Raw genomic sequence first — 23919 nt, 5'->3', positions numbered from 1 at the left:
CGCTGCCGGCACCCTGCCGGCTGCGGCTTGACATAGGAGAAACGCGTGACCGACACCCCCGCCGACCCGACGACGGCCCGCACCCCGCACGACGCCCCGGCCGAGCGCCCGCAGGCAGCGTGGGCCGGCACCCTCAAGGCCCTCGTCGTCGACTGGGGCGGTGTCCTCACCCCGCCCCTCGACGCCGCGATGGCGGCCTGGGCCGAGCGCGACGGCGTCGACCTCGGGCACTTCCGGGACGTCATGCGGGCCTGGGTCGGGCCCCGTCGCCCGGCCACCGAGGCGCTCGAGGGCAGCGTCGTCGGCCCCGGCCGCGGTGTCGTCCTGCCGTCCCGCGACGCCGTGCCCGCCCCCGGCTCGACCGGCCCGGTCGCCGACGTCGAGCAGTCCGGCGGCCCCGGCCCCGAGAACGGCCAGGAGGACGACGGCGGGAGCACCCCGATGCTCTGGCTGTCCGGCGACTCGCCGGTCCACCGGCTCGAGCGCGGCGAGCTCCCGGTCGCCGAGTTCGACGCCGTCCTCGCGGCCCGGCTCGCCGAGCAGGGCTCACCGGTCGCCGCACCCGGCCTGACCCGGCGGATGCTCGGCGACCTCGAGCGGCTCGACGACTCCATGCTCGGGCTCGTCCGGCGGGCCCGCGACGCCGGGGTCCGCACCGCGCTGCTGTCGAACTCCTGGGGCAACGAGTACCCGACCGAGCTGATGGACGGCCTCTTCGACGTCGTCGTCATCTCCGGCGAGGTCGGGATGCGCAAGCCCGAGCTCCGGATCTACCGGCACACCGTCGAGCTGCTCGGCCTGGAGCCGGGGGAGTGCGTCATGGTCGACGACCTGCCGCACAACGTCAGCGCGGCCGCGGCGGCCGGCATGGTCGGCGTCCTGCACCGCACGTACGACGAGACCCTCGGCGAGCTCGAGATCCTCTTCGACCGCATGCTCCGCTGACGGCGGGCAACCTCCCGACGATCTCCGGCGTCACCCGGACGGCGGCGTGCACGGCGCCGGGACCGGGGGACGACCATGCCAGCAGCGACGACATCCACGGGGTCGGGCCGGGCGGCGCGCCTGCGCGACGCGCTCCGCCCCGTCGCCGGTCCGGCGGTCCGCCGTGCGACCCGCGAGCTGGACTGGTTCCGGCACCGCGGCGCACTGCGGCTCACGACCGCGCCGGCCGGTGACCACCCGTACCCCGTCGCCGAGCACACGACGCCGCTGTTCCGCCGGCTCGCAGGGCTCGAGGACCGGCTCCAGCAGGGCAAGGTCGTCAACCTGCGGCTCGCGGCCCCCCGGCTCGACGGCCTCGTCCTGCCGCCCGGCGGCAGGTTCTCGTTCTGGTCGCACGTCGGCCCGCCGACCCGGCGCCGCGGCTTCGCGACCGGGCTCGTCCTCGACCGGGGCCGGCTCGCCGAGGGCGTCGGCGGCGGCCTGTGCCAGTGCACGAACCTCCTCTACTGGATGACCCTCCACACCCCGCTCACCGTCGTCGAGCGCTGGCGGCACAGCTACGACGTCTTCCCCGACAACGGCCGCACCCAGCCGTTCGGCAGCGGCGCGACGTGTGCGTGGCCCTCGCTCGACCTCCAGGTCGAGAACCGGACGGCGGACACCTTCCGGCTGGCCCTGCGGGTCACCGGCACCCACCTCGTCGGCGCCTGGACCGCGGACGCCCCGGCCGTCGTCCGCTACGAGGTCTACGAGCAGACCCACCTCATGACGAACGACCTCCCCGGCGTCTTCACCCGGCACAACGTGCTGCGGCGCCGGGTCTTCGCGCTCGACGGCACGCCCGTCGCCGACGAGCCGCTCACCGAGAACCACGCCCGGCTCATGTACCAGCCGTTCCTCGAGGGGCCGCGCCCCTGACCGGTGCGACCCGGCCGTGCGACGTCAGCCCGCGAAGAGCAGGAACAGCCCCGTGCACGTCAGCGTCACCATGAGCACGAGCAGCGGGACCTGCCCGATCACGGCCCGGGCCCGCGGGAACAGCGCCACGGCCCGGTCGTGCGCGACGACCACGCCGAGGACGTGCCCGACGACGATCGCCGCGACCTGCAGGTTCGCGACGATCCCCGGCGTCACGAGCGCGGCGCTCGGCTGCATCCCGGCGGTGCCGAGCCAGTCCGCGCCGGTGCCGAGCGGGTCGGAGAGCTTGACGAAGGCGTTCTGGCCCTCGAGCACGAGGAACGAGTAGTAGTGCGCGACGACGTACCCGAGCGCGACCGGGACGACGGACGGCGCGAGCAGCCCCGGCACCGCACGGACGTCGTCCGCCCCGCCGAGCCGTCCCGCGGCGAGCGCGCACACCACGAGCAGGCCGGCGACGGCGCCGATCGTGAGGAGCAGCCCCGCCGTCGCGACGAGCGTGCGCGACAGCGGCTGCGACTGCACGAACGACACCCACACCGTCGACCCGGAGAGACCGTCGTACACCGTCGAGCCGAGCATGACGCTGACCGTCGCCACGAGCCCCGGCGCGGGGGCGACCGCGTCCAGACCGGCGAGCGGCGCCCGGAGCACGAGCGTCCCGTCGGGCCGGCGGCCGAGCGGGGAGATCCTCGCGTAGAGGCCGGACCACACCTCGAAGGCGTCGCCGCGGTCGAACCAGCGGCTGCCGAACGTGAAGGCCGCGACGAGGTGGACGGCGGCGTAGAGCCCGATCGCCCAGCGCAGGGCCGGCAGCGTCGTCGAGTCCTCGTACGCGAGCTCGAACCAGGCGAAGGCGCCGAGCCCCACCGCCCCCGGCCACCAGCCGATCCCCGCGGGCAGCGGGCGGACGCCCTCGGCCGGGTCGAGCCCGGCGGCCCGGTTCACCAGCGCGTGCAGCGTCCGCAGCGGGTTGACCCGCCGCCAGACCGGCCCGACGAGCACCGACACCGGCACGACGCCGACCCACAGGAGCACGAAGACCACCCACGGCACCGGGTTGTTCGCGTCGTCCGGCCCGAGCACGAGAGCGAGCAGCGTCCAGCCGGTCGCGACCAGCCCGAGCCCGGCGAGCACGACCTTCGTCGCGCGCGAGTCCAGCGCGGAGGCGGCCCACCCGGGCAGCGGGCGGCCGGCCGCGGCCCCGGGCAGCCGCGGTGCGTGCCACAGGAGGCCGAGCGCGACGAACGAGACGACGACGGCGACCGCGGCCCCCGTGACCGCCCAGCCGAGCGGCAGCGGCAGGTCCTCCCGGCCGCCGATGCCGTGCGCGAGGACGACGGTCATCGGACGGCGGCCCGGGTGCCCGCGGGCACGACGGGCAGCACGGTGGGCGGGACGTCCGGCACGTGCGCGGCGGGGTGGACGGATGCCCGGCCGGACGCGGACGACGGCACGGTGAGCGGTGGACGCACGGGACAAACCCTACGGGGGTCCGAGGTGGCAGGATCGAGCCGTCGCGTCCCGACGCCCCGGGGAAGGAGGTCCGACCGTGCCCGACCGGCTCTCGCCGCTCGACGTGTCCTTCCTCTACCTCGAGGAGCCGACCACGCCGATGCACGTCGGCAGCGTCATGATCCTCGAGCCGCCCCGCGGCGGGCTCGACTTCGAGCGTCTCGTCCAGCACGTCGCCGCCCGGATCGCCCTCGTCCCGCGGTACCGGCAGCGCGTCCGGTGGGTCCCGGCCCGGCTCGGCAACCCGGTCTGGGTGGACGACGAGCGCTTCGACATCAGCTACCACGTCCGGCGCTCGGCCCTGCCGCGGCCGGGGACGCCCCAGCAGCTCGCCGAGCTCGTCGCCCGGTTGCAGGCCCGCCCGCTCGACCGCGGCCGCCCGCTCTGGGAGCTGATCCTCGTCGAGGGCCTCGCCGACGGCCGGGTCGCCGTCGTCACCAAGGTGCACCAGGCGCTCGTGGACGGCGTCCACGCGGTCGACCTCGGCCAGGTCGTCCTCGACGTCAGCGCCGACCACCCGACCCCGCCCACGCACACGTGGAGCCCGTCCCCGGAGCCGAGCTCCGTCGAGCTCGTCGTCTCGGCCGTCGCGGACGCCGTCCGCCGGCCGCAGGCGGTCGTCGACACCGTGCGCGCCGGCGTCGGGGACGCCCGCGAGACCGCCGGCAAGGCGTTCGAGGCGCTGACCGGGCTCGTCTTCACCGCCCGGTCGGCGACCCGCTCGCTGCCCCGCAGCCCGCTGAACCGGGACGTCACCGAGCACCGCCGGTTCGCCATGGTGTCGACCGACCTCGAGGACTACCGCCGGATCCGTAACCACCTCCTCGCCGGTCCGGCGAACCGCCGCCGGCGCCGGGTCGCCGGCGGCCGGGACGTGCCCGTCGCCGCCGCCGTCCCCGCCCTGACGACGAGCGTCAACGACGTCGTCCTCGCGACCCTCGCCGGTGCCCTGCGGGCCTGGCTGCTCACCCGCGGCGCCTCGGTGCAGCCGGCCAGCGTCGTCCGCGCGCTCGTCCCCATGAGCATGCGGGTCGTCGAGCCGGGCGACGCCGGGGCCGTCGGCAGCCGGGTCGGCTCGCTGCTCGTCGACCTGCCGACCGGCGAGGCGAGCCCGCTCATGCGGGTGCACCAGGTCGCGTACCAGACCAAGGCCCACCGGGAGGCCGGCCAGGCGGTCGCCGCCCCGGCGCTCGCGGGCCTCGCGGGGTTCGCCCCGCCGACCCTGCACTCGCTGGGGGCCCGGGTCGCCAGCGGGCTGTCGCACCGCCTCTTCAACCTCGTCGTCACGAACGTCCCCGGCCCGCAGCAGCCGCTGTACGTCGTCGGTGCCCGGATGCTCTCGACCTACCCGGTCATCCCGCTGGCCCGCTCGCAGTCGCTGGCGGTCGGTCTCACCTCGTACGACGGCGGCGTCTACTACGGCCTCAACGCCGACCGCGAGGCGATGCCCGACCTCGAGGTCCTCGCGCAGTGCATCAGGGAGTCGCTCGCCGAGCTCAGGGAGTCGGCCCGGTGACCCGCTGGGGGATCGTCCTCGGCGGCGGCGGGGTGCTCGGCGGCGCCTGGATGGTCGGTGCCCTGACCGCCCTCGAGCAGGTGCACTCGGTCGACGCCCGGGACGCCGAGGTCATCATCGGGACGTCGGCCGGCTCGGTCATGGCGGCCATGCTCGGTGCCGGCGTGAGCGTCGACGAGCTGCGGGCGCACCAGCTCGGCGAACCGGTGACGTCCGGCCCGCTCGCGGACAGCGACTGGGACTACGACACCTCGACCGGCGGCCCGCTGCCGCCGTTCCCGCGGCTCACCCCGGGCAGCACCGGCCTGTTCACCCACAACGTGGGGCGGCTGCGCCGGCTCCCGCCGACCGCCGTCCTGTCGGCGTTCCTGCCCGAGGGCCGCGGCCGGCTCGACGCCGTGGGCCGGCTCATCGGCGCGCTCGTCCCGTCCGGCTGGGCGGCGCACCCGGGGGTGCGGGCCGTCGCGATGGACTACGAGTCGGGCCGCCGGACGGCGTTCGGCGCGCCGGGCGCACCACCGGCAGACCTCGCGGAGGCCGTCATGGCCTCGTGCGCGATCCCCGGCTGGTACGCCCCGGTGACGATCGGCGGCCGCCGCTACGTCGACGGCGGTGCCTGCTCGGCGACGAACGTCGACCTCGCCGCGGGGCTGGGCCTCGACGAGGTCTTCGTCCTCGCGCCGATGGTGTCGTTCGCGTTCGACAGCCCGACCCACTGGCGGGCCCTGGCCGAGCGGCGCTGGCGCGGCCGGGTCACCCGGCGCTGCCTGCGCGAGGTCGCCAAGGTGCACGCCGGCGGCACCGACGTCACGGTCGTCGGGCCCGGCCCGGAGGACCTCGAGGCGATCGGCGCCAACCTCATGGCTGTCGAGCGCCGCCGCACCGTCCTGGAGACCTCGCTCCTCACGTCGACCCGGGCCCTCGGGGACCCCGAGCCGCTGCAGCACCTGCCCGCCCCCGTCCGGGAGCAGGAGCAGGACGTCGACCCGACGGGTCCGGACCCGGACCACGACGGGGGCTCCGTGCGAGCGCACCTGGAGGAAGCCGGCTGATGCGCGTCTACCTGCCCGTCACCCTGCCGTTGCTGGCGGCGGCCCACTCGGACGGCGCGCTGCGCCCGGGGGAGTGGGCCAAGCCGCTGCACGACGACGCGGCCGCCGCCCTCGTCGGTTACGCGGTGACGCCCGCGGTCCGCGAGTGGTACGTCGAGGGCGACCTCGAGGAGCTCGAGTTCACGGCGATGACGGACGCCGCGCAGGCCGTGCTGCGACTGCTCGCCGCCGACCCGTCCGCGCCGCGCCGGCGCGTCGTCCTCGCCGCCGACGTCCCGGACAGTTCGGTCCGCCCGGCCGGCGGCGGACGCTCGCAGGTGCTCGTCGCGGCGGACGTCACGCTCGCGGGCGTCGCGAGCGTGCACGTCGACGAGGCCGGCGTCGAGGGCACCGTCGAGGCGGCGGTCGCCGCGCTGCCGGCCGCGGACGCGGGCGACGACGACGCGCAGTTCGCCCTCGACGAGGCCGAGGCGAACGACCTGCTCTGGTACGACGTCACGGAGATCCCCGACCTCGTCTGAGCGCACGGGCCGGGCGCAGGACGCCGCGGCGCCGGCGCCCTAGGCTCGGATCATGACCTGGACCCCGCCGCCGGACCTCGCGCGGGCCACCGGCCGGTACACCGCCCCCGAGTACGCCGTCCTGCTCGCCGACGGCCGCCCGCACGAGCCGGACGTCGTCCGTGCGGCGCTCGTGGACGCCCTCGCCCGCGGTGCCCTGCGGCTCGAGGCGCGGCTCGTGCCCGGCCGCCGCGGGGAGCCCCGGCAGGAGCACCTGCTCGTCGCCGGCCCGACCCCCGAGGCCGCGCTGCCCGCCGTGCTGCGCCCGGCCCGGACCGCCCTCGACGCCTGCGTCGGGGTCCCGGACGCCGACGGCCGCGAGGGCGTGCGGGTCGCCGACTGGACCGGCGGCCTCACCGTCGACACCGACGGGCAGGGCTACCTGCGCGGCGTCGTCCGGCCCGCGCTGGTGGCGGCCGGGCTCGCCGAGGAGGTGCGGCGCCGGATGCTGCCGGGCCGGCGCTGGGTCCTCACCGACGCCGGGCGGTCCTTCGCCGCGCAGTCCCGCGACGCCGTCGAGCAGGCGCGCGCCGCCGCCCGGCCGCCGGAGTCCAGGCCCCCGAGNCCCGGCGTCGGTGAGGACCCACCGCCGGCTGGGACGCCGACCCGGCCGCTGCGGCCGCCGCGGTCGCGGCGCTCGGCGGCCTGGGCGTCCTCGCCCTGGCCGACCCCGGCCTCGTCGCCGTCCTCGTCGACCTGCGCCGGACCGTGGCGGCCGGCGTCGACACGGTCGACACGTACCCCTTCCTCGTCTCCGGCGCCGGGTCGTCCGGGCGCGAGGACGACGGGCACCACCACGACCACGACGACCACCACGGCCCGGGGCACCACGTCCTCGACGGGCTCGGGGGCCTGGACTCCGGCGGCCTGGGTGCGGTCGACGCCGGCGTGGGCCACTCCGGAGGCCACTCCGGGGGCCACGACGGCTGGTCGGACGGCGGCGGTGGCGACGGGGGCGGTGGCGACGGAGGGGGCGGCGGTGGCGGTGACTAGGCCAGGTGCCGCACCATCCGGACCTCGCCCTCGGGCCGGTAGTCGTGCACCCCGGGCGGCGGCTCCTCCTCGACGAACCCGAGGCCGGCGTACACCGCCCGCGCGCGGGTGTTCGCGAGCACGACCCACAGCGTGACCCGCTCGAAACGGTCGCGCCGCGCCTGCACGCAGACGGTGTCGACGAGCGTCCGGGCGACGCCCCGGCCCCGGGCCCGCGGCGCGACCCACATCCCGTACAGGTGCAGGCCGCCGGGCGGTGCGCCCTCCTCCTCGAACGTCCCGAGGCAGCCCAGGACGTCGCCGGTGCCGGGGTCGACGGCGACCCGCATCGACGCCCGCGCCGCCCCCTCGCGCCAGCGCGCCTCGTCGTACGCCGCCTCCGCCGCGTACGTCGAGTAGAACGCGTCCGGGTCGGTGCGCAGGGCCTCGAGCCGGACGTCGCGGAGCACCTGCCACTCGTCCGCCGCCGCGATCGTCCGGACGGCGACGTCCGCCGGCGGCGCGAGCCGTAGCCCCAGCCGCACCTCGCCCGCGCACTCGTGCCCCGACTGCGCGGCCGGCGTCGGCACCGGCACGAACCCGAGCCGCTCGTACGCCGCCCGGGCGCGTGCGTTCGAGCGCATGACCCACAGCGTGAGCCACCGCGCCCCGGCCGCCCGCGCGTCGGCCGCGACGGCGTCGACGAGCCGGTCGACGAGCCCGGTGCCGCGGTGCCCGGGGGCCACCCACAGCGAGGCGAGCATCCGCTCGCCGTCGGCCGCGCCGTCCTCGGTCCCCGTCCGGACGACGCCGACCGGTCCGCCGCCCGCCTCGCCGCCCGCCTCGTCGACGGCGAGGAACCACGTGAACGCCTCGACCCGGTGCCGCCAGTCCTGCTCGGGCCGCCCCGCCTCGTCGTCCGCCGTCGACCCGAAGGCGGCCGGGTCGGTCCGCAGCGTGGCCAGTCGCACCGCGCGGACGAGCCGCCAGTCGTCCGGCGCGGCCCGTCGGATCTGCACGTCGCTCATGTCCCCAGTCTGCCCCGGGTGCCGTCCGTGGAGAGCACCGTGAGCCCGTACGCGACGGCCCACCGGTGCCCGAGCGCACCGGTCCCGCGGCCGCCCGCGACGTCCGCCCGGCCGACGGCGCAGCCGGTCAACGCCGTGTCGAGCACCCGCAGCAGCTCGGCGTCCCCGGCGACGCCGCCGACGAGGACGACGTCGCGCCCGGCGAGCGGCCGGCCCGCGGCCGCGACGAGGCGGGAGACGTTGTCCCCCAGGGCGACCCGCTTCGCGCGCAGCCGCAGTGCCCGCCACTGCGACGGGTCCAGGCCGCGGGCGAAGGGCAGCAGCCCGGCCGGTCCGGGGACGACGAGGCTGCCCACCGCGTCGGACGGCGCCGGCCGGTCGACGAAGCGCCGCTCGCCGTCCTCGCCGACGAGCACGTGCGGGCCCTCCAGCCGGGACGACGGACCGCGCTTGACCCAGTCGGCCGCGCCCCGGGAGCAGCCGGCGAGCCGGGCGACGGCCGCGGTGACGAGCTCGCCGGCGCCCGCTGCGACGTGCTCGGCGTCCGGCAGCACGAGGTCGAGGGTCCCGCCGCCGAGGTCGAGGACGACGGCGTCCGGCCGCACACCGGGCGTCGTGAGCGCACCGGCCCGGGCCGCGGCCGCCTCCGACGCGACGACGGCGACGGGCACCCCGAGCACCTGCGCGACGACACCGCTCACGTCGTGCGCACCGCCGTCCGGCGCCGGCTCGAGACCCGCGAGGACGGCACCGAACGGCTCCGGCCCGCGGCGGCCCTCGACGTGCGCGACGACGGCGTCGAGGTCGACGAGCCAGGTCGCGAGCGGGTCGCCGTCGCGGTCGCGGTCGCCCTCGGCGCGCGCCGGCGCCTCGGCCCGGGGCACCGACGACGCCGCCCGGTCCAGCCCGACGACGGCGCTGCGGGCGTCGGCGAGCACCCGGGCCGCGCCGAGGGCGGCGGGCCGCTCGGTGTCGGTGAGGGCGAACGTCGCGGCGACGAGCAGCGGGTCGACGGCGGCCCGCAGCACGCCGTCCGGCGGGGCGACCTCGACGAGCAGCCGGGTGCAGCGCAGGGCCGCGGCCGTGTCGGCCCCGTCGGCGACCGGCACCCCGTCGGGGAGCGCCGGCACCCGGGCGGCCAGGAGAACCCCCTCGTCGGCACCGAGGAGCACAGCGGTCACCTGTGCCCCCGCGGCGAGCAGCGCCGTCACCCGGGCCGCGGCGTCCCGGAACGGCACGTCGGGCGGGACGACGAGCACGACCGGCTCCGCGGCGGGCGGCTCGGCACCGAGCGGGATCGGCCGGCCCGCCCCGACCCCGGGTCGGCCGGGGGTCCGCGCCCGGCCGCCCGCGACGACGAGCGGTGCGACGTCGGGACGCTCCCGCTCGACCTCGACGGTCGAGGTCTCGACCGCGCGCTGGGGCGCGACGGCGGCGGCCCCGACGACGAGCCCCGCCCGGCGCGCGGTCCGGGCCGCGAGGTCCGCGGCGGCCCGCGCGGCCGCCGCGGAGCCCTTGCGGCCCCGGGTCGGCGCCCGGTCGTGCGCGAGCGGCCGTGGTGGCCCGTCGCCCAGGACCTCGACGAGGACGACCTCGGTCGTCGAGTTCCCGACGTCGATCCCGGCGACGACCGTGCCCACGCCCGCCCCGGCGACCGGACCGGCGACCGGACCGGCTGCCGGGATGGCCGCCGTCACCGGGTGCGGAGCAGCCCGCGCCGGGCGTGGACGGCCGCCGCCTCCCGGACGAGCGCGGCGTTGCGGACGGCGCCGCGCGCCTCGAGCGAGGCCGCGGCCTCCTCGAGCTCGTCGGCGGTGGCCCGGCGCGGCCGCAGCAGCTCGTAGAGCGCGAGCACCTCGGCGTCCGGCACGTCGACGAGCTCCGCGGCCCGTTCGAAGTTCTCCGCGAGCTGGCCGTTCGCGTGCGTCCGCGCGACCCCGGCCTGGTGCCGCAGGGTGTCCGGGGTGATGCGGAAGTCGTCCATCGACACCGTCGCGGCCCGCACGCCCTCGAGGAGCGCGTCCACGTCGGCGTCCAGCGGGTCGGTCATGCGAGCTCCAGCTGCTCCGGCGGGGTCGTGCCGCTGCACGTCCGCTCGATGGCCACGAGGGAGACGACCTTGGTGTGGTACCTCGCCTCGATCGCCTCGTCCGAGTAGGGGTTGCGCGCCGGCTCCGGGGTCGCACCCTTCGCGTGCCGGCCGGCGTTCGACCCGAGCAGCCGGTAGAGCGGACCGTCCACGGTCGGCGCGACGCTGTAGAGCTCGAGGTTGGCCAGCGGGGAGAGGTCGCGCCGGTGGATGAGCGCGGTGCCCTTGGCCTGCAGCCCGATCCCGATGCCGGAGCCCGCGAGCCGGGCGGCGGTGAGCCCGACGAGGCCGAGGTCGATCGTGTCGTTGACCCGGACGATCCGGCCCCGGCAGCCCTCCTCCTCCAGGCCCGCGAGCAGCTCGTCGAGGACGTCGACGACGGCCAGTCCCGACAGCGTCGTCCAGATCGCCCGGCCGACGGCGGGGGAGACCCCGATGACGACGTCGCGCGGGTCGGAGCCCGCGGCCGCCGGGCCGACGACCCGCAGCCGGTCGCTCGCCCCGTGCGCCTGCTCGGCGCGCAGGTCGGCGACCGAGCGCTGCTGCCGGACGGCGTCGATCTGGGCCTGCCGGGCGGGCGTCGGCTCGTACCCGGTGCCTGGCCCGGCGTAGTCGTTCGGGTCGGTGACGAGCGAGAGCACGCCGAAGTCCTCGTCGAAGATCGCCGCCGTCTGCAGGTAGTCGCCGGCGACCCGGGCGCGCAGCAGCCGCAGCAGCCGGCGGGCCTCCTCGTCGAAGCCGCAGACGTCGAGCGCAGCGACGACGTCGACCATCGTCAGGCCCGTCTCGGTGATCATCCGGGACGCCGTGAGCGGGGCCATGAGGTCCGCCGCGGGGACGTCCTTCGAGCCCGCCGCGTCGACCGCCTGCGCGGCCCACACGTCGTCGAGGTCGGCGAGGCCGAGGTGCCGGTAGACCGCCTGCACGGCCTCGACCGCGCGCTGCCGCAGCCGGGCCACGTCGTCGTGCTCCGCCGTCCGCAGGCCGCCGTCGACGCCCCAGTCGCGCTGCATGACGAGGTAGTCGTCGATGTCCTCGGCGTTCCACTGCGAGGGCCCGAACATGTTGTCGTAGCGCTGGATCGAGCCGAACCCGCTGCACACGAAGTCCGTGCCCGCGAGGAAGATCGGCATCGTCCGCGAGGTCCGCCGGACGTCGGACTCGCTCATGAGCGCGTCGTTGCCGGTGCACGCCTCGAGCCCGCGGGCCATGACCATGAGGTTCTCGGCCATGAGCGAGCGGACGCCGCGCGGCACCGCACCGGCCACGGACGCGGAGTCGATCCCGCCGTTCTGCACGCCCTGCGCGCCGATCGCGCGGGCCAGGGCGACGCAGCGGGCCTCGAGGTAGAACATCGACCGGCCCTCGGCGCCTCCCATGAGGGCCTCGGCGCCGCCGCCGCTCGTGACGCGCATCTTCACCCCGCGCGAGGCGTACGCGCTCGTGAGGAACGCCTTGCTCCACGGGGTGTCGTCGCCGTCGACGAAGATCTGCTCGGTGCCGTACAGCGAGACCGTCTCGGCGTAGGAGACGAGGCCGCGCATCCCGAGCGCGAGCTCGGTCGCCTCCTCGACGCTGCACTGCACGAGCACCCCCGGCGACCCGACGGCGGCGCCGACCGACACCGCGACCGCGTTGCTCGGGGCGTCCCCGGCGACGGGCACCGTGGTCTCGATCTCGCGGAACCCGAACGCGGCCGCCGTGGCGGCGTCCGCGGCGAGCAGGAGCGGGTCGTCGCTGCGGTTCGTCACGTGCGCCTGGTTGGACGGCGTCCGGCGGGCGCGCATCTTCGTCATGGCCATCGTCAGCTCGGCCGGGCGCAGCAGCGTCAGCACGCGGGCGAGCTTGGCGGGGGTCGTCCCCGCGACGAGCCGGACGACCTCGGCCCGCGGCACCCCTGGGTCGACGAGCATCCGGGCGAGCGCGAGGTCGGGCGTCGACATCGCCTCGTCGGCGACGTCGAGGTCGATCCCGTGCCGGGCGACGAACTCGTCGACGACGTCGAAGTCCGCCTCGGCCCTGCCGTCGAGCTCGACGACCCGGCCGTCCCGGACGACGAGCGAGGGCTCCGGGTCGTCCGGCGAGCCGAAGGCGACGAGCCCGAGCGCGGCGTCCTCGACGGCGAACCCGTCGAGGTTGACCCGCTGCTGGTCCATGAACCGGAAGCGCCCCAGCCGACCCGCTGTCATGGCTGCGTCTCCTCCACGAGGAACAGCGCGGCCGCCGCCTCGGCGCAGGCCTCGTCCTCGTCGGCCGTGCCGCCGCTCACGCCGACCCCGCCGACGACGCGTCCGCCCGACCACAGCGGCAGCCCGCCGCCGAAGCAGACGTAGCGGCCGCCGTCCGCCGAGTGCATCCCGACGAGGTCGCCGCCCGGGGCGACGAGCGTGCCCAGCCCGGAGGTGGCGATCCGGTGCGCGACGGCGGTGTAGGCCTTGTCGCGGGCGAGCGTCGGGCCGGCGATCTCGGCGCCGTCCATCCGCTCGAAGGCGACCAGGTGGCCGCCGGCGTCGACGACGGCGACGGAGACGAGCGCCCCGAGCCGGCCGGCCGTCGTGCGGGCGGCCTCGCACATCCGGCGGGCGAGCTCGAGGTCCACGACGGTGAGGGTGAGACGAGCCATGGTGCAGCCTCTCGGACGAGGGGTGGAGACGCCAAGACCGGCGGGCAGGTCGGAGGACGGGGGGCGACCGACCCGCCCGCCGGTCGTCGGCGGGCGCGTGCGCCGGGCGTCCCGGCGCGGTGCGCTGTCAGGCGCGCTCGTGCGCCTCCTCGAGGACCGTCCGGCCGACCTCGGAGTACGTGTCCGGGTGCGCCGAGCGCAGCCAGAGCGCGTAGCCGATACCGAGCGCCAGCGTCACGACGATGTAGCCCGGCATGAAGGTGAAGACCTTCGAGCCGGCGCCGAGACCGGCGGCGAACTCCCGGTTCTGCCAGAGCAGCGAGAGCGCGTAGACCATGCCGGCGCCACCGATGAGCGGGCAGACGAGCGACCAGACGACGTTGCCCGGGTGCACCTTCTTCACGAAGAAGTAGGAGATGACCGCGGCCGAGCAGATCGTCTGGACGATGAGGATCATCGCCGTCCCGATGAGCGCCAGGATGCCGTAGAGGTTGACGTAGGGCACGAGCTCGGGGGTGTCGACCGGGGCACCGTTCGCGTCCGGCACCGACACCGCGGTGAAGAGGAAGAACAGCACCGTGAGGAGGACGGTGATGCCGGTCTGGATCCACGACGCGAAGGCCGGGGACTGGTGCGCCGCGGTCGTCGAGCCGACGGTGTTGCGGACGCCGGCCCACGGGGCCTCCCGGCCGAGGGCGTAGATGTAGCGCGACGCGGCGTTGTGGAACGCCATGGCGCAGGCGAACGAGCCGACGACGAGGAGGATCTTGTAGAGGCCGAGCGCGACGCCGCCGAGGTTGTCCTTGACGAGGGTCAGCCACAGGTCGACCGGAGCCGCGCTGATGGAGTACTCGACGGCCTTGGTCTTGCCCTGGCCGACGATGACCATCCACGACATGAACGTGTAGAACAGGCCGAGGCCGACGACCGCGATGAGCGTCGCCCGCGGGACGATGTGCGCCGGGTCCTTCGACTCCTCGCCGTACACGGCGGTGGTCTCGTAACCGACCCAGGACCAGAACGCGAAGAAGATGCCGATGGCGGCGGTGCCGGCGGCGGCGGCCGTCCCGAAGGCGGCGGCGTCGAGGTCGCCGAAGGCAGGCGCGATCGGCACGGTGTCGCCGAACATGTAGCCGTCCGGGCCGCCCTTGATGAGCACCGAGATGCCGAGCGCCGCGAGCAGGACGACCTCGCTGACGAGGGTCACGCCGAGCACGGCCGCGGTGAGCGTCACCGAGTAGTAGGTGAGGACGCCGATGAGCACCGCACCGGCGAGGGCGAAGACCATCCAGTGGATGTTCACGTCGAACGACGTCTTCACCGCGTCGTGCGCGAAGTACGCGAAGCCGCCGATGAGCGAGCCCTCGAAGATCACGTACGCGACGGTCGCGAGCAGGCCCGACGCCATGCCGGCGACCTGGCCGAGGCCGTGCGAGATGAATCCGTAGAACGCACCGGTCGTCGTGATGTGCTTCGACATCGAGACGAAGCCGATCGTGAAGAACGTGAGGACGACGGTCGCGAAGAGGAAGCCCGCCGGGGCCCCCAGGCCGTTGCCGTAACCGATGGCGATCGGCACGTTGAAGCTCATGGCGGTGATCGGGGCCGCGTTGGCCACGGCCATGAAGAGCACCGAGACGAGGCCGATGGCCCCGGCCTTGAGGCCGGTGTTCACCCGGTGGTCACCGGGCACGGCTGTGGGTGCGGGGTCTTGTGTCGTCACGCGGGCTCCTAGGTGGGGGCGGGCCGGAACGGTGCAGCGCACAGTGGTCCACTCGTGCGGCGTGATGATGTCCGTGGACAAGCCGAACGGTGCACCAAAGCGGTGACCATTTTCAAGGGTTCGGCGTGAACGAGTCGGCCGTCGTGGACGATTTACGTGAACGTAACCCCTGTTGAGACGCCTGTGACTGCGTGAAAGCGGGGGTTTGCCACGGTCCGTGACCGGTCCAGACCGAAGGGCTTGTTCTGGTATGGCTTTTCGGTATGCTCTGGCTCCGCGTCGCGGGGCGCGGACGGACCGGACGGGCGGGAGCAGCCGATGGCGGACGGAACGGGCGGGACCGGCGCCGGGGAGCACCTCTCCGCGGCGGCCGAGGACCTCGGGTTCTCGAGCAAGGCCGAGGTCCTGGCGAAGTCGCAGAAGTTCTGGAACCCCGGCAAGACCCGCTTCTGGATGGGCACCGGGGTCGACCTCGTCATCGACCGGCGCGAGGGGTACTACCTCTACGACATGTCGGGCAAGCGGCTCATCGACGTCCACCTCAACGGCGGCACGTACAACCTGGGTCACCGCAACCCCGAGGTCGTCCGTGCGGTGACCGCCGCGATGGGGCACTTCGACATCGGCAACCACCACTTCCCGTCGATGGCCCGCACGGCCCTCGCCGAGGCGCTCGTCCGCTCCGCGCCACCGGGCCTCACCAAGGTGGTCTACGGCTCCGGCGGCGGCGAGGCGATCGACATCGCGCTCAAGACCGCCCGGCACGTCACGAAGAAGCGCAAGATCGTCTCGATCATCAAGGCGTACCACGGGCACACCGGGCTGGCCGTCGCGACGGGCGACGAGCGCTTCTCCGAGCTGTTCCTCGCCGACCGCCCCGAGGAGTTCCCGCACGTCCCCTTCAACGACCTCGCGGCGATGGAGGACGCGCTGCGCGGCCGGGACGTCGCCGCCGTCATCATGGAGACGATCCCCGCGACGTACGGCTTCCCGCTCCCCGAGCCCGGGTACCTGGAGGCGGTCAAGGCGCTGTGCGAGCGGTACGACGCGCTGTACATCGCCGACGAGGTGCAGACCGGTCTCATGCGGACCGGTGAGCTGTGGGGCATCACGAAGCACGGCATCGACCCGGACATCCTCGTCACCGGCAAGGGCATCTCGGGCGGGATGTACCCGATCGCCGCGGTCCTGCTCAGCGAGCGCTGCGCCGGCTGGCTCACCGAGGACGGCTTCGGCCACATCTCGACGTTCGGCGGCGCCGAGCTCGGCTGCATCGCCGCGCTCAAGGCGCTGGAGATCTGCGACCGCCCCGAGACCCGCTCGATGGTCCACTACATCGCCGACGCCGTCGGCAGCGGGCTGCGCGACATCCAGCAGACGTATCCCGACTGGTTCGTCGGCATCCGGCAGAACGGTGTCGTCATGGGGCTGGAGTTCGACCACCCGCAGGGCGCCACGTACGTCATGCGCCGGCTCTACGAGGGCGGCGTCTGGGCGATCTTCTCGACGCTCGACCCGCGGGTCCTGCAGTACAAGCCCGGCATCCTGCTGAGCGCCGACCAGTGCGAGGAGCTGCTCATGCGGACGGCGACCGCGATCGGGCGGGCGCGGGACGACGCCGCGCGCGACGGCTGGCGAGGCGGCTCCCCGGCCCGCCGGACGACGGGGACCGCGACCGCCGCCGCGGCACCGGTCCCGCCCGCGGCGTCCGGCGTCTCGACCGACGCGGACGGCGCGTACGTCACGACGCGGAACGGGCGGCGGGTCCCCGTCCGCACGACGGTCCCGGTCCGGAAGGCGGTGACCCGGTGACGAGCGGGCTGCTCGACGGTCCCTTCGGGGACGCCGTCCTCACCGAACCCGCCGGGGTCCCCCGCGGTCGGGCGATGCTCGAGCGGGCCGAGTGGGCCGCGCGCGCGTTCGCCCGCTACGACCTGGCGACGGTCGACCGCGTCGTCCGCGCCGCGGCCGCGGCCGGCGCGGCGCACGCCGACGAGTTCGCCCGGCGCGCCGTCGAGGAGACCGGCTTCGGTGTCGCCGAGCACAAGCGGCTCAAGAACCTCGCGTGCTCGACCGGCCTGCTCGAGGCCTACGCCGGCCACGACTACGTGAGCGTGCGCGTCGACCACGAGTCCAAGATCGTCGAGATCCCGCGCCCCGCGGGCGTCGTCCTCGCCCTGACCCCGTCGACCAACCCGGTCGCGACCGTCTACTTCAAGATCCTGCTCTCGCTCATGACCCGCAACGCGGTCGTCGTCTGCCCGCACCCGCTGGCGCGCTCGGTGTGCGCCGACGCCGCCCGGGTCATGGCCGAGGCGGCGGTCGCGGCGGGTGCCCCCGACGGCTGCGTCCAGTGGGTCGGGGAGCCGTCGGTCCCGCTCCTCAACGCCCTCATGACCGACGAGCGCACCGACGTCGTCGTCGCGACGGGCGGCGTCCAGGTCGTGCGGGCCGCGTACCGCAGCGGCAACCCGGCCATCGGGGTCGGCCCCGGCAACGTGCCCGTCCTCGTCGACGCCACGGCGGACCTCGCCGCGGCCGCCCGCCGGATCGTCGACAGCAAGAGCTTCGACAACTCCGTGCTCTGCACGAACGAGTCCGTCCTCCTCGTCGAGGACGCCGTCGCCGACGCCTTCGTCAAGGCCCTCGGCCGCGCCGGCGCGCACCTGCTCACCGATGACGAGCGCGACCGGGTGCGCGACCTGCTCTTCCCGGGCGGGGTCTTCGACACCTCCTGCGTCGGCCGGGACGCCGTGACCCTCGCCGGCCGGGCCGGCGTCCGGGTGCCGGCCGGGACCCGGGTGCTGCTGGCCCCGTTCGACCTCGTCGTCCCGGAGGAGCCGCTCGCCCACGAGAAGCTCTGCCCGGTGCTGGGGCTCGTCCGGGTGCCGACCGCCCGCAGCGGGATCGACGCCGCCCGCGCCGTGCTCCGGATCAGCGGGGCCGGCCACTCGGCCGCCGTGCACTCGACCGACCCGGCGACGATCCTCGCGTTCGGGGCCGCCGTCCGCGTCCTGCGGGTCAGCGTCAACACCGGGGCCAGCCTCGGCGGCTCCGGCCTCGAGACGAACCTCGCGCCGACGATGACGATCGGCACCGGCTTCTTCGGCCGGTCGAGCGTCGGCGAGAACCTCGAGCCGCGGCACCTCGTGAACCACACGAGGCTCGCGTGGAACGCCGACCCCGCCGTGACGATGCCGGACGTCACCGCCGCGACCGGATCGGTCTGGGCGCCGCCGACGGGCCCGGTCCCGGCCTACCCGCACGCGTCGAACACCTCGGAGGCCGCGGACGTGCTGCGGGCCGCCGGCGCGGGCGTCCCGGCCGTGCCCCGCGAGCCGCTCAGCGCCGAGTCCGCGGACCTGCGCGAGGAGGTCCGGCGGATGGTCGTCGCGGAGCTCCGCCGGATCGTCGAGGGCTGAGGGCGACGACATGGCCGACCTGAGGTCCTTCATCTTCATCGACCAGCTGCAGCCGCAGACGATGTGCTACCTCGGCACCTGGGTCCGCGGCTCGCTGCCCCGGCGCGGGATGGCCGCGCAGGTCGTCGAGGTGGCCCCAGGGCTCGACATCGAGCCGCTCACCGACGTCGCCCTCAAGCACGCCCGCGTCCAGGCCGGGATCCTCATGGTGGAGCGGCAGTTCGGCTACCTCGAGGTGCACGGGTCGACCGACGAGGTGCAGGCGGCGGCGTCCGCCGTCCTCGACTCCCTCGGCGCGCTCGCGTCCGACGCCGCGGCCCCGCAGGTGCTCGCGTCCCGGATCGTCACGTCGCTCGATCACCAGCACGCGTTCCTCGTGAACCGCAACAAGATCGGCTCGATGGCGCTCGCCGGCGAGAGCCTCTTCGTGCTGGAGATGCAGCCCGCCTCCTACGCGATCCTCGCGGTCAACGAGGCCGAGAAGGCCGCCGACATCAAGGTCGTCGACTACCGGATGTTCGGCGCCACCGGCCGGGTCTACCTCTCCGGCCGCGAGGCCGACGTCCGGCAGGCCGCCGAGGCGGCCGAGGCCGCCCTCGCCGGTGCGCTCGCGGGGGGACGCCGGTGACGGACGCCGACGGCGACGACCTGCGCGCGCTGGTCCGCGACGCGCTGCGCGAGGTGCTGCCCGAGATGCTTGCCGGGGTCGTCCAGGCCCGGGCCGGGCGTGCCCGGGTGGAGGACGTCCGGGTCACGGACGACGCCGACCTCGCCGCCTTCGCCGCCCGGGTGCTCGACCTCGGGGACGACGTCCGCGCCGGCCGGGTCACGTTCCGGCTCGTCGCGGGCCCGGCGGGCCGGGCGGCCACGTCCGCCACCGTTGCTGCGGAGAACGGCACGCACCGGGTCGACCGCGGCGCCGTGACGGAGCGGCACGTGCGCGCCGCCGAGACCGCCGGCCGGCGGATCGTCGTCGGACCGCGCGCGGTCGTCACACCGCTGGCCCGTGACCGGGCCCGCACGGCCGGGGTCGAGATCGTCCGCGACCCCGCCACCAACACCGATGCAGGGAGGCACTGATGCTGCGTGCACGTGTGGTCGGCAACGTCTGGGCGACGCGCCGGCTGGCCGAGATCCCGAACGGCGCCTTCCTCGAGGTCGAGGCGGACGGCGGCGGCCGGCTCGTCGCCTTCGACGTCCTCGGCACCGGGATCGGCGAGCACGTGCTCGTCGCGACCGGCTCCGTCGCGGCGTCGTGGTTCCAGACCTCCGGCGGCCCGTCGTCCGCGAACCGCCCCGCACCCCCCATCGACGCGCTCGTCATCGGCTCCATCGACGAGCCGCCGGCCGACGACCTGCCCTGACCCGTACGACCCGCCGTCCGGACCCGGCCGGCACGCCCTGCACCGACACCCGAGGAGAAACCATGTCCAGCACCGCGATCGGCCTGCTCGAGACCAAGGGCTACGTCGCCGCGCTCGCCGCGGCCGACGCGATGGTCAAGGCCGCGAACGTCGTCATCGTCAGCCGCGACACCGTCGGGGACGGCCTCGTGGCGATCACGGTCGTCGGTGACGTCGGCGCCGTGAAGGCCGCGACCGAGGCCGGCGCCGAGACCGCCGCCCAGGTCGGCGAGCTCGTCTCCGTGCACGTCATCCCGCGCCCGCACGCCGAGCTCGGCAAGCACTTCACGGTGACCGGCGCCGACGACTGACGCGTCCGGCCCGCACGACCGCTCCCGACACCACCGACGATCCCGTGAGGCCATGAGCACACCGACCGGACGGCGTCCCACCCAGCTGCGGGTGCACCTGCTGCTGCAGGACCTGCAGCCGCAGTTCGCCGCGTGGCTGGGCACCCCGACGCGGGCGCGTGGCTACCCGCCCTACGCCGGGCAGCACGCGCTCTTCGTCGAGGTGGCACCGGGGCTGGCGATCCACCGGATCGCCGACCTCGCGCTGAGGGCGGCCCCCGCCGTCGAGCCCGGCATCCTCTTCGTCGAGCGGCAGTTCGGCGTGCTCGAGGTGCACGGGGACCGGCTCGCCGACGTCGAGGCGGCGAGCCGGGCGATCCTCGACGGGATCGGCGCCGGGAGCCAGGACGGGCTGGCCCCCGACGTGCTCTACTCCGACGTCATCGACGACGTGAGCGACACCCACGCCGTCATCGTCAACCGCACCCGGGAGGCGTCGATGCTGCTGCCCGGCCAGTCGCTGCTCGTCCACGAGGTGACGCCGGCCCTGTTCGCCGCCCTCGCCGCGAACGAGGCCGAGCGGGCCGCTCCCGGGGTCACCCTCGTCGACGTGTCGATGATCGGCGCCGCCGGCCGGCTCTACCTCGGCGGCACCCCCCGGGACGTCGCGCGGGCCCGGGCCGCGATCGACGACGTGTTCTCCGCGCTCGACCACGGCAGGCCCGACCACGGAAGGACGGACGGATGAGCGGTGCAGGACCCGGCGGCACGGTCCCCGAGCCGGACGAGGAGACGGCCGGCGAGCTGGTGACGACCCGGACCCCGGACGGCGACCCGGCGCAGCGGGCGCGGCTCGAGGACATCGCGCGCAGCGCCCTCGCCCACCACGACGTCGACCCGGCCGCGACGCTCACGCTGCTCAACATCAGCGAGAACGCGACGTACGCGGTCGACGACCCGGCGACCGGCGTCCGCAGCGTCCTGCGGGTGCACCGGCCGGGCTACCACTCGCGCGCGGCGATCGAGAGCGAGCTCGGTTGGGTCGGTGCGCTGCGCGCGGACGACGTCGTCCGGACGCCGGAGGTGCTCCCCGCCCGGGACGGCTCGCTCGTCGTCGCGGGCCGGCACCCGGACGGCGAGGAGCGGCACGCCGTCCGGTTCGCCTGGTGCCCCGGTGCCGAGCCGGCGGGGGAGCGGCTCGTCGACGACTTCCGCGATCTCGGCGCCGTGACGGCCCGGCTCCACCTGCACGCCCGCAGCTGGGCGCGGCCCGCGTCGTTCACGCGCTTCCGCTGGGACTACGAGACCTCGATCGGCCCGCGCGGCCACTGGGGCCGCTGGCAGGACGGCATGGCGGTCGGCGCCGCCGAGCTCGAGGTCCTCGGTCGGCTCGACCTCGCGCTGCGCGACCGGCTGGCCGCCTTCGGCGACGGGCCGGACCGGTTCGGCCTCGTCCACGCGGACATGCGCCTGGCGAACCTGCTCGTCGACCCGGACGACGTCTCCTCCGGGGTGACGGTCATCGACTTCGACGACTGCGGCCTCGGCTGGTTCATGTACGACCTGGGGTCCTCGCTGTCGTTCATCGAGCACGACCCGCGGGTCCCCGAGCTCATCGACGCGTGGGCCGGCGGCTACCGGACCGTGGCGCCGCTGTCCGCCGCCGAGGAGGCGGAGCTGCCGACGTTCGTGCTCCTGCGCCGGCTGCTGCTCGTCGCCTGGATCGGCTCGCACTCCGACACCGACCTCGCCCAGGAGATGGGGGAGGAGTACACCGCCGTCTCGTGCGACCTCGCCGAGGCGTACCTGTCCCGGCCGCCCGTCGTCCGCACCGTGCCCTGAACCGCACCACCACCCGCCTCCGACCCGTCATCGACCGCACCGCGAAGGGACCGCACATGTTCAGCTCCGTCGAGGGCCGCACCGTCGTCGTCACCGGCGGCACGAAGGGCATCGGGAAGGGCATCGCCCGGGTCTTCGCCCGCTCGGGCGCGAACGTCGTCGTCGTCGGGCGGGACGAGGCCACGGCCCGCGCCTGCGCCGACGAGCTCACCGCCCTCGGCGGGGGCACCGTCTCCTACGTCCTGGCGGACGTCGCGACCCTGGACGGGAACCGCGCCGCCGCGGACGCCGCGGTGAGCCGGCACGGCGGCATCGACGTCCTCTGCGCGAACGCCGGGATCTTCCCGGACGCCAAGCTCGCCGACATGACGGAGGCGGACATGGACTCGGTCTTCGGCACGAACGTCAAGGGCACGATGTTCGCCGTCCAGGCCTGCCTGCCGTACCTCACGGCGTCCGGGCACGGCCGGGTCATCCTCACGTCGTCCATCACGGGGCCGGTCACCGGCTTCCCCGGGTGGTCGCACTACGGGGCGAGCAAGGCCGCCCAGCTCGGCTTCATGCGGACGGCGGCCATCGAGCTCGCGCCGCGCCGGATCACCGTGAACGCCGTCCTCCCCGGGAACATCGCGACGGAGGGGCTCGCCGACCTCGGAGCCTCGTACCGGGCGACGATGGAGGCCTCGATCCCGATGAAGCGGCTCGGCGAGGTCGACGACATCGGCTACGCGGCGCTCTTCTTCGCCAGCGACGAGGCGGCGTACGTGACGGGGCAGGCCCTCGTCGTCGACGGCGGACAGGTGCTCCCCGAGTCCCTGGAGGCACTCCAGGGTGCGTGACGACGGGCCCGCGGTCGGGCTGCCGCCGGAACCGCTCGGCCCCGCCGCGGACGACGTCCGCCGCCGGCTCCTCGAGCGGATCCGGTCCGGTGACCTGCGCGGGGGAGAGCGGCTCGGCGCGGAGCGTGACCTCGCCGTGGAGTACGGCGTGAGCCGGTCGACGCTGCGGCAGGCCCTCTCCGCGCTCGAGGGGCAGGGCTTCCTGCGGCGCACCCCGGGCCGGGGCGGCGGCACGTTCGTCACCGCGGCCAAGGTGTCGCGCGACCTCTCGCGGATCGTCGGCCTGCCCGCGCTGCTGCGCGACCAGGGCTTCTTCGCCGGGACCCGGGTGCTCTCCGCGGCCGTGGTCGCCGCCGACGCGGTGACGGCCCGCGCCCTCGGGGTCGCCCCGGGCGCGTACGTGCACGACGTCGTCCGGATCCGGCTCGCGGACGGCGCCCCGATCTCGCTCGAGCACGCCCGGTTCCCGGCGGCCCGGTTCCCCGACCTGCTCGAGCAGAGCCTGGGCGGCTCGATCTACGAGCTGCTCGCCGCCCGCTACGGCGTCGAGCCGGCAGAGGCCGAGGAGCAGATCGAGGTCGTCGAGGCCGCGGGCGACGAGGCGGCCGTGCTCGGGACGGCCCAGGGCGCGGCGCTGCTCGCGATCACCCGCACGACGCGGGACGAGGACGGGGTCCCTCTGGAGTTCTCGTACGACCTGTTCCGCGCGGACCGGACGGCGATCACGGTGCGGACGCGCGGACCGCGCGGGACGGCGCTGTCCGCCGGGGCCCGTGAGCAGGCCTCCGGACGGGTCCGCAGGCCCCGGTAGGCAGACGTCCGGCCCGTGCGCAAGAGGTCGCGGCCGGCGGTGCAAAAAATCTTGGAAAACTGCTCGGCCCCGAGAAGCGTTGTGCCGCAACGACTTTCGGGCACGTCCCGCGCGTGGTGACCCGCTGTGACGGCCTCACGGAGGCCCATGTTGCCGGGACGTGTCAAGAGCACCCCCCGGGAGCGGGTAATGTTCTGCATGCCGGAGCGAGCGGGACGGCGAGGACGGGTCGGGAAGCCGATTTGACCGAGCAAAACCCCGCGGCTAAGGTAGGAGAGTTGCCCCGATGGAACCGCCCCCGCTGGGGGTGGATTCGTGGTGCGTCTGTTCCTTGAGAACTCAACAGCGTGCTTTGTAGTCGATGCCAAGAA

At 75.3% G+C, this 23919-nt stretch carries 23 protein-coding genes; 15 read left to right on the top strand and 8 right to left on the bottom strand.

The window, feature by feature from the left end; genetic code table 11:
* The first annotated feature begins 45 nt into the window (after positions 1 to 45).
* Both ECOMGDLI_RS35940 and ECOMGDLI_RS15155 read left to right on the top strand, forming a co-directional pair.
* Positions 46 to 945, top strand: a complete 900-nt coding sequence (locus tag ECOMGDLI_RS35940) for an HAD-IA family hydrolase (RefSeq protein ID WP_088317655.1) — start codon at positions 46 to 48, stop codon at positions 943 to 945.
* Between the two features lie 75 nt (positions 946 to 1020).
* A complete protein-coding gene (locus tag ECOMGDLI_RS15155; protein ID WP_088317654.1) occupies positions 1021 to 1863 on the top strand; it encodes a VanW family protein in 843 nt (280 codons plus the stop codon).
* Between the two features lie 24 nt (positions 1864 to 1887).
* Here the strand turns inward: ECOMGDLI_RS15155 and ECOMGDLI_RS15150 are convergent, their stop codons facing one another.
* Both ECOMGDLI_RS15150 and ECOMGDLI_RS36300 read right to left on the bottom strand, forming a co-directional pair.
* Entirely contained in the window at positions 1888 to 3210 is a 1323-nt protein-coding gene (locus tag ECOMGDLI_RS15150; protein ID WP_088317653.1) for a hypothetical protein, read from the bottom strand.
* Positions 3207 to 3338 carry a hypothetical protein gene (locus ECOMGDLI_RS36300; RefSeq protein WP_255395990.1) on the bottom strand — a complete coding sequence of 44 codons (132 nt, stop codon included), beginning with the start codon at positions 3336 to 3338 and terminating at the stop codon, positions 3207 to 3209. The genes ECOMGDLI_RS15150 and ECOMGDLI_RS36300 overlap by 4 nt, the downstream gene beginning before the upstream one ends.
* Before the next feature lie 77 nt (positions 3339 to 3415).
* Here ECOMGDLI_RS36300 and ECOMGDLI_RS15145 point away from each other — a divergent pair, with 77 nt between their 5' ends.
* From ECOMGDLI_RS15145 to ECOMGDLI_RS15135, 3 genes are read left to right on the top strand one after another with little or no spacing between them, the layout of a single operon-like run.
* Positions 3416 to 4894 (top strand): wax ester/triacylglycerol synthase family O-acyltransferase, encoded by a 1479-nt coding sequence (locus ECOMGDLI_RS15145; RefSeq protein ID WP_088317652.1) that lies wholly within the window; start codon positions 3416 to 3418, stop codon positions 4892 to 4894.
* Complete coding sequence (locus ECOMGDLI_RS15140; protein WP_088317651.1) at positions 4891 to 5946, top strand: patatin-like phospholipase family protein; 1056 nt, start codon at positions 4891 to 4893, stop codon at positions 5944 to 5946. Before ECOMGDLI_RS15145 ends, ECOMGDLI_RS15140 begins: the two co-directional genes overlap by 4 nt.
* Positions 5946 to 6467 carry a hypothetical protein gene (locus ECOMGDLI_RS15135; RefSeq protein WP_088317650.1) on the top strand — a complete coding sequence of 174 codons (522 nt, stop codon included), beginning with the start codon at positions 5946 to 5948 and terminating at the stop codon, positions 6465 to 6467. Before ECOMGDLI_RS15140 ends, ECOMGDLI_RS15135 begins: the two co-directional genes overlap by 1 nt.
* 1028 nt (positions 6468 to 7495) lie before the next feature.
* On the opposite strand, the gene ECOMGDLI_RS15120 is transcribed toward ECOMGDLI_RS15135, so the two are convergent.
* From ECOMGDLI_RS15120 to ECOMGDLI_RS15095, 6 genes are all read right to left on the bottom strand, one after another.
* A complete protein-coding gene (locus tag ECOMGDLI_RS15120) occupies positions 7496 to 8506 on the bottom strand; it encodes a GNAT family N-acetyltransferase (RefSeq protein ID WP_088317647.1) in 1011 nt (336 codons plus the stop codon).
* Positions 8503 to 10203 carry a diol dehydratase reactivase ATPase-like domain-containing protein gene (locus ECOMGDLI_RS15115; protein WP_088317646.1) on the bottom strand — a complete coding sequence of 567 codons (1701 nt, stop codon included), beginning with the start codon at positions 10201 to 10203 and terminating at the stop codon, positions 8503 to 8505. Before ECOMGDLI_RS15115 ends, ECOMGDLI_RS15120 begins: the two co-directional genes overlap by 4 nt.
* Positions 10200 to 10556, bottom strand: coding sequence for a diol dehydratase small subunit (locus ECOMGDLI_RS15110; RefSeq protein ID WP_088317645.1), 357 nt, complete (start codon positions 10554 to 10556; stop codon positions 10200 to 10202). Before ECOMGDLI_RS15110 ends, ECOMGDLI_RS15115 begins: the two co-directional genes overlap by 4 nt.
* Complete coding sequence (locus tag ECOMGDLI_RS15105; protein WP_088317644.1) at positions 10553 to 12784, bottom strand: propanediol/glycerol family dehydratase large subunit; 2232 nt, start codon at positions 12782 to 12784, stop codon at positions 10553 to 10555. The genes ECOMGDLI_RS15110 and ECOMGDLI_RS15105 overlap by 4 nt, the downstream gene beginning before the upstream one ends.
* A complete protein-coding gene (locus ECOMGDLI_RS15100) occupies positions 12781 to 13218 on the bottom strand; it encodes a heme-binding protein (protein ID WP_088317643.1) in 438 nt (145 codons plus the stop codon). Before ECOMGDLI_RS15100 ends, ECOMGDLI_RS15105 begins: the two co-directional genes overlap by 4 nt.
* Positions 13219 to 13345: 127 nt before the next feature.
* Entirely contained in the window at positions 13346 to 14941 is a 1596-nt protein-coding gene (locus ECOMGDLI_RS15095; RefSeq protein WP_198954880.1) for an APC family permease, read from the bottom strand.
* 318 nt (positions 14942 to 15259) lie between these two features.
* Between ECOMGDLI_RS15095 and ECOMGDLI_RS15090 the strand changes: the two genes are divergently transcribed.
* From ECOMGDLI_RS15090 to ECOMGDLI_RS15045, 10 genes are all read left to right on the top strand, one after another.
* The gene (locus ECOMGDLI_RS15090) at positions 15260 to 16753 is read left to right on the top strand and encodes an aspartate aminotransferase family protein (RefSeq protein ID WP_088317641.1); all 1494 of its coding nucleotides are present in this window, start codon (positions 15260 to 15262) and stop codon (positions 16751 to 16753) included.
* Between the two features lie 74 nt (positions 16754 to 16827).
* Positions 16828 to 18363, top strand: a complete 1536-nt coding sequence (locus tag ECOMGDLI_RS15085; RefSeq protein ID WP_088317657.1) for an aldehyde dehydrogenase family protein — start codon at positions 16828 to 16830, stop codon at positions 18361 to 18363.
* Between the two features lie 10 nt (positions 18364 to 18373).
* On the top strand, positions 18374 to 18991 hold the full coding sequence (locus ECOMGDLI_RS15080; RefSeq protein WP_088317640.1) for a BMC domain-containing protein: 618 nt from the start codon (positions 18374 to 18376) through the stop codon (positions 18989 to 18991).
* Positions 18988 to 19443 (top strand): hypothetical protein, encoded by a 456-nt coding sequence (locus tag ECOMGDLI_RS15075; protein WP_088317639.1) that lies wholly within the window; start codon positions 18988 to 18990, stop codon positions 19441 to 19443. The genes ECOMGDLI_RS15080 and ECOMGDLI_RS15075 overlap by 4 nt, the downstream gene beginning before the upstream one ends.
* Entirely contained in the window at positions 19443 to 19727 is a 285-nt protein-coding gene (locus ECOMGDLI_RS15070; protein ID WP_088317638.1) for a EutN/CcmL family microcompartment protein, read from the top strand. Before ECOMGDLI_RS15075 ends, ECOMGDLI_RS15070 begins: the two co-directional genes overlap by 1 nt.
* Positions 19728 to 19789: 62 nt before the next feature.
* Positions 19790 to 20077: a BMC domain-containing protein gene (locus ECOMGDLI_RS15065; protein ID WP_088290839.1), complete on the top strand. Its 288-nt coding sequence runs from the start codon at positions 19790 to 19792 to the stop codon at positions 20075 to 20077.
* Between the two features lie 52 nt (positions 20078 to 20129).
* Positions 20130 to 20804, top strand: coding sequence for a microcompartment protein (locus ECOMGDLI_RS15060; protein ID WP_088317637.1), 675 nt, complete (start codon positions 20130 to 20132; stop codon positions 20802 to 20804).
* Complete coding sequence (locus ECOMGDLI_RS15055) at positions 20801 to 21898, top strand: phosphotransferase enzyme family protein (protein WP_088317636.1); 1098 nt, start codon at positions 20801 to 20803, stop codon at positions 21896 to 21898. Before ECOMGDLI_RS15060 ends, ECOMGDLI_RS15055 begins: the two co-directional genes overlap by 4 nt.
* Positions 21899 to 21954: 56 nt before the next feature.
* Positions 21955 to 22737 (top strand): 3-oxoacyl-ACP reductase FabG, encoded by a 783-nt coding sequence (gene fabG, locus ECOMGDLI_RS15050; RefSeq protein ID WP_088317635.1) that lies wholly within the window; start codon positions 21955 to 21957, stop codon positions 22735 to 22737.
* Positions 22730 to 23548 carry a GntR family transcriptional regulator gene (locus tag ECOMGDLI_RS15045; RefSeq protein ID WP_198954879.1) on the top strand — a complete coding sequence of 273 codons (819 nt, stop codon included), beginning with the start codon at positions 22730 to 22732 and terminating at the stop codon, positions 23546 to 23548. The genes fabG and ECOMGDLI_RS15045 overlap by 8 nt, the downstream gene beginning before the upstream one ends.
* Positions 23549 to 23919: the final 371 nt, after the last annotated feature.

The sequence above is a fragment of the Kineosporia sp. R_H_3 genome (assembly GCF_002198675.1).
Lineage (GTDB): Bacteria > Actinomycetota > Actinomycetes > Actinomycetales > Kineosporiaceae > R-H-3.
Note: the sequence above shows the minus strand (reverse complement) of the source record. Positions and strands in the feature narration are given on the sequence as shown.

Coding starts and splice junctions, on each gene's coding strand:
- ECOMGDLI_RS15155 (WP_088317654.1), top strand. CDS start 1,021: ATGCCAGCAGCGACGACATCCACGGGGTCGGGCCGGGCGGCGCGCCTG.
- ECOMGDLI_RS15150 (WP_088317653.1), bottom strand. CDS start 3,210: ATGACCGTCGTCCTCGCGCACGGCATCGGCGGCCGGGAGGACCTGCCG.
- ECOMGDLI_RS15135 (WP_088317650.1), top strand. CDS start 5,946: ATGCGCGTCTACCTGCCCGTCACCCTGCCGTTGCTGGCGGCGGCCCAC.
- ECOMGDLI_RS15120 (WP_088317647.1), bottom strand. CDS start 8,506: ATGAGCGACGTGCAGATCCGACGGGCCGCGCCGGACGACTGGCGGCTC.
- ECOMGDLI_RS15110 (WP_088317645.1), bottom strand. CDS start 10,556: ATGACCGACCCGCTGGACGCCGACGTGGACGCGCTCCTCGAGGGCGTG.
- ECOMGDLI_RS15105 (WP_088317644.1), bottom strand. CDS start 12,784: ATGACAGCGGGTCGGCTGGGGCGCTTCCGGTTCATGGACCAGCAGCGG.
- ECOMGDLI_RS15100 (WP_088317643.1), bottom strand. CDS start 13,218: ATGGCTCGTCTCACCCTCACCGTCGTGGACCTCGAGCTCGCCCGCCGG.
- ECOMGDLI_RS15090 (WP_088317641.1), top strand. CDS start 15,260: ATGGCGGACGGAACGGGCGGGACCGGCGCCGGGGAGCACCTCTCCGCG.
- ECOMGDLI_RS15085 (WP_088317657.1), top strand. CDS start 16,828: ATGCTCGAGCGGGCCGAGTGGGCCGCGCGCGCGTTCGCCCGCTACGAC.
- ECOMGDLI_RS15080 (WP_088317640.1), top strand. CDS start 18,374: ATGGCCGACCTGAGGTCCTTCATCTTCATCGACCAGCTGCAGCCGCAG.
- ECOMGDLI_RS15070 (WP_088317638.1), top strand. CDS start 19,443: ATGCTGCGTGCACGTGTGGTCGGCAACGTCTGGGCGACGCGCCGGCTG.
- ECOMGDLI_RS15065 (WP_088290839.1), top strand. CDS start 19,790: ATGTCCAGCACCGCGATCGGCCTGCTCGAGACCAAGGGCTACGTCGCC.
- ECOMGDLI_RS15060 (WP_088317637.1), top strand. CDS start 20,130: ATGAGCACACCGACCGGACGGCGTCCCACCCAGCTGCGGGTGCACCTG.
- ECOMGDLI_RS15055 (WP_088317636.1), top strand. CDS start 20,801: ATGAGCGGTGCAGGACCCGGCGGCACGGTCCCCGAGCCGGACGAGGAG.
- fabG (WP_088317635.1), top strand. CDS start 21,955: ATGTTCAGCTCCGTCGAGGGCCGCACCGTCGTCGTCACCGGCGGCACG.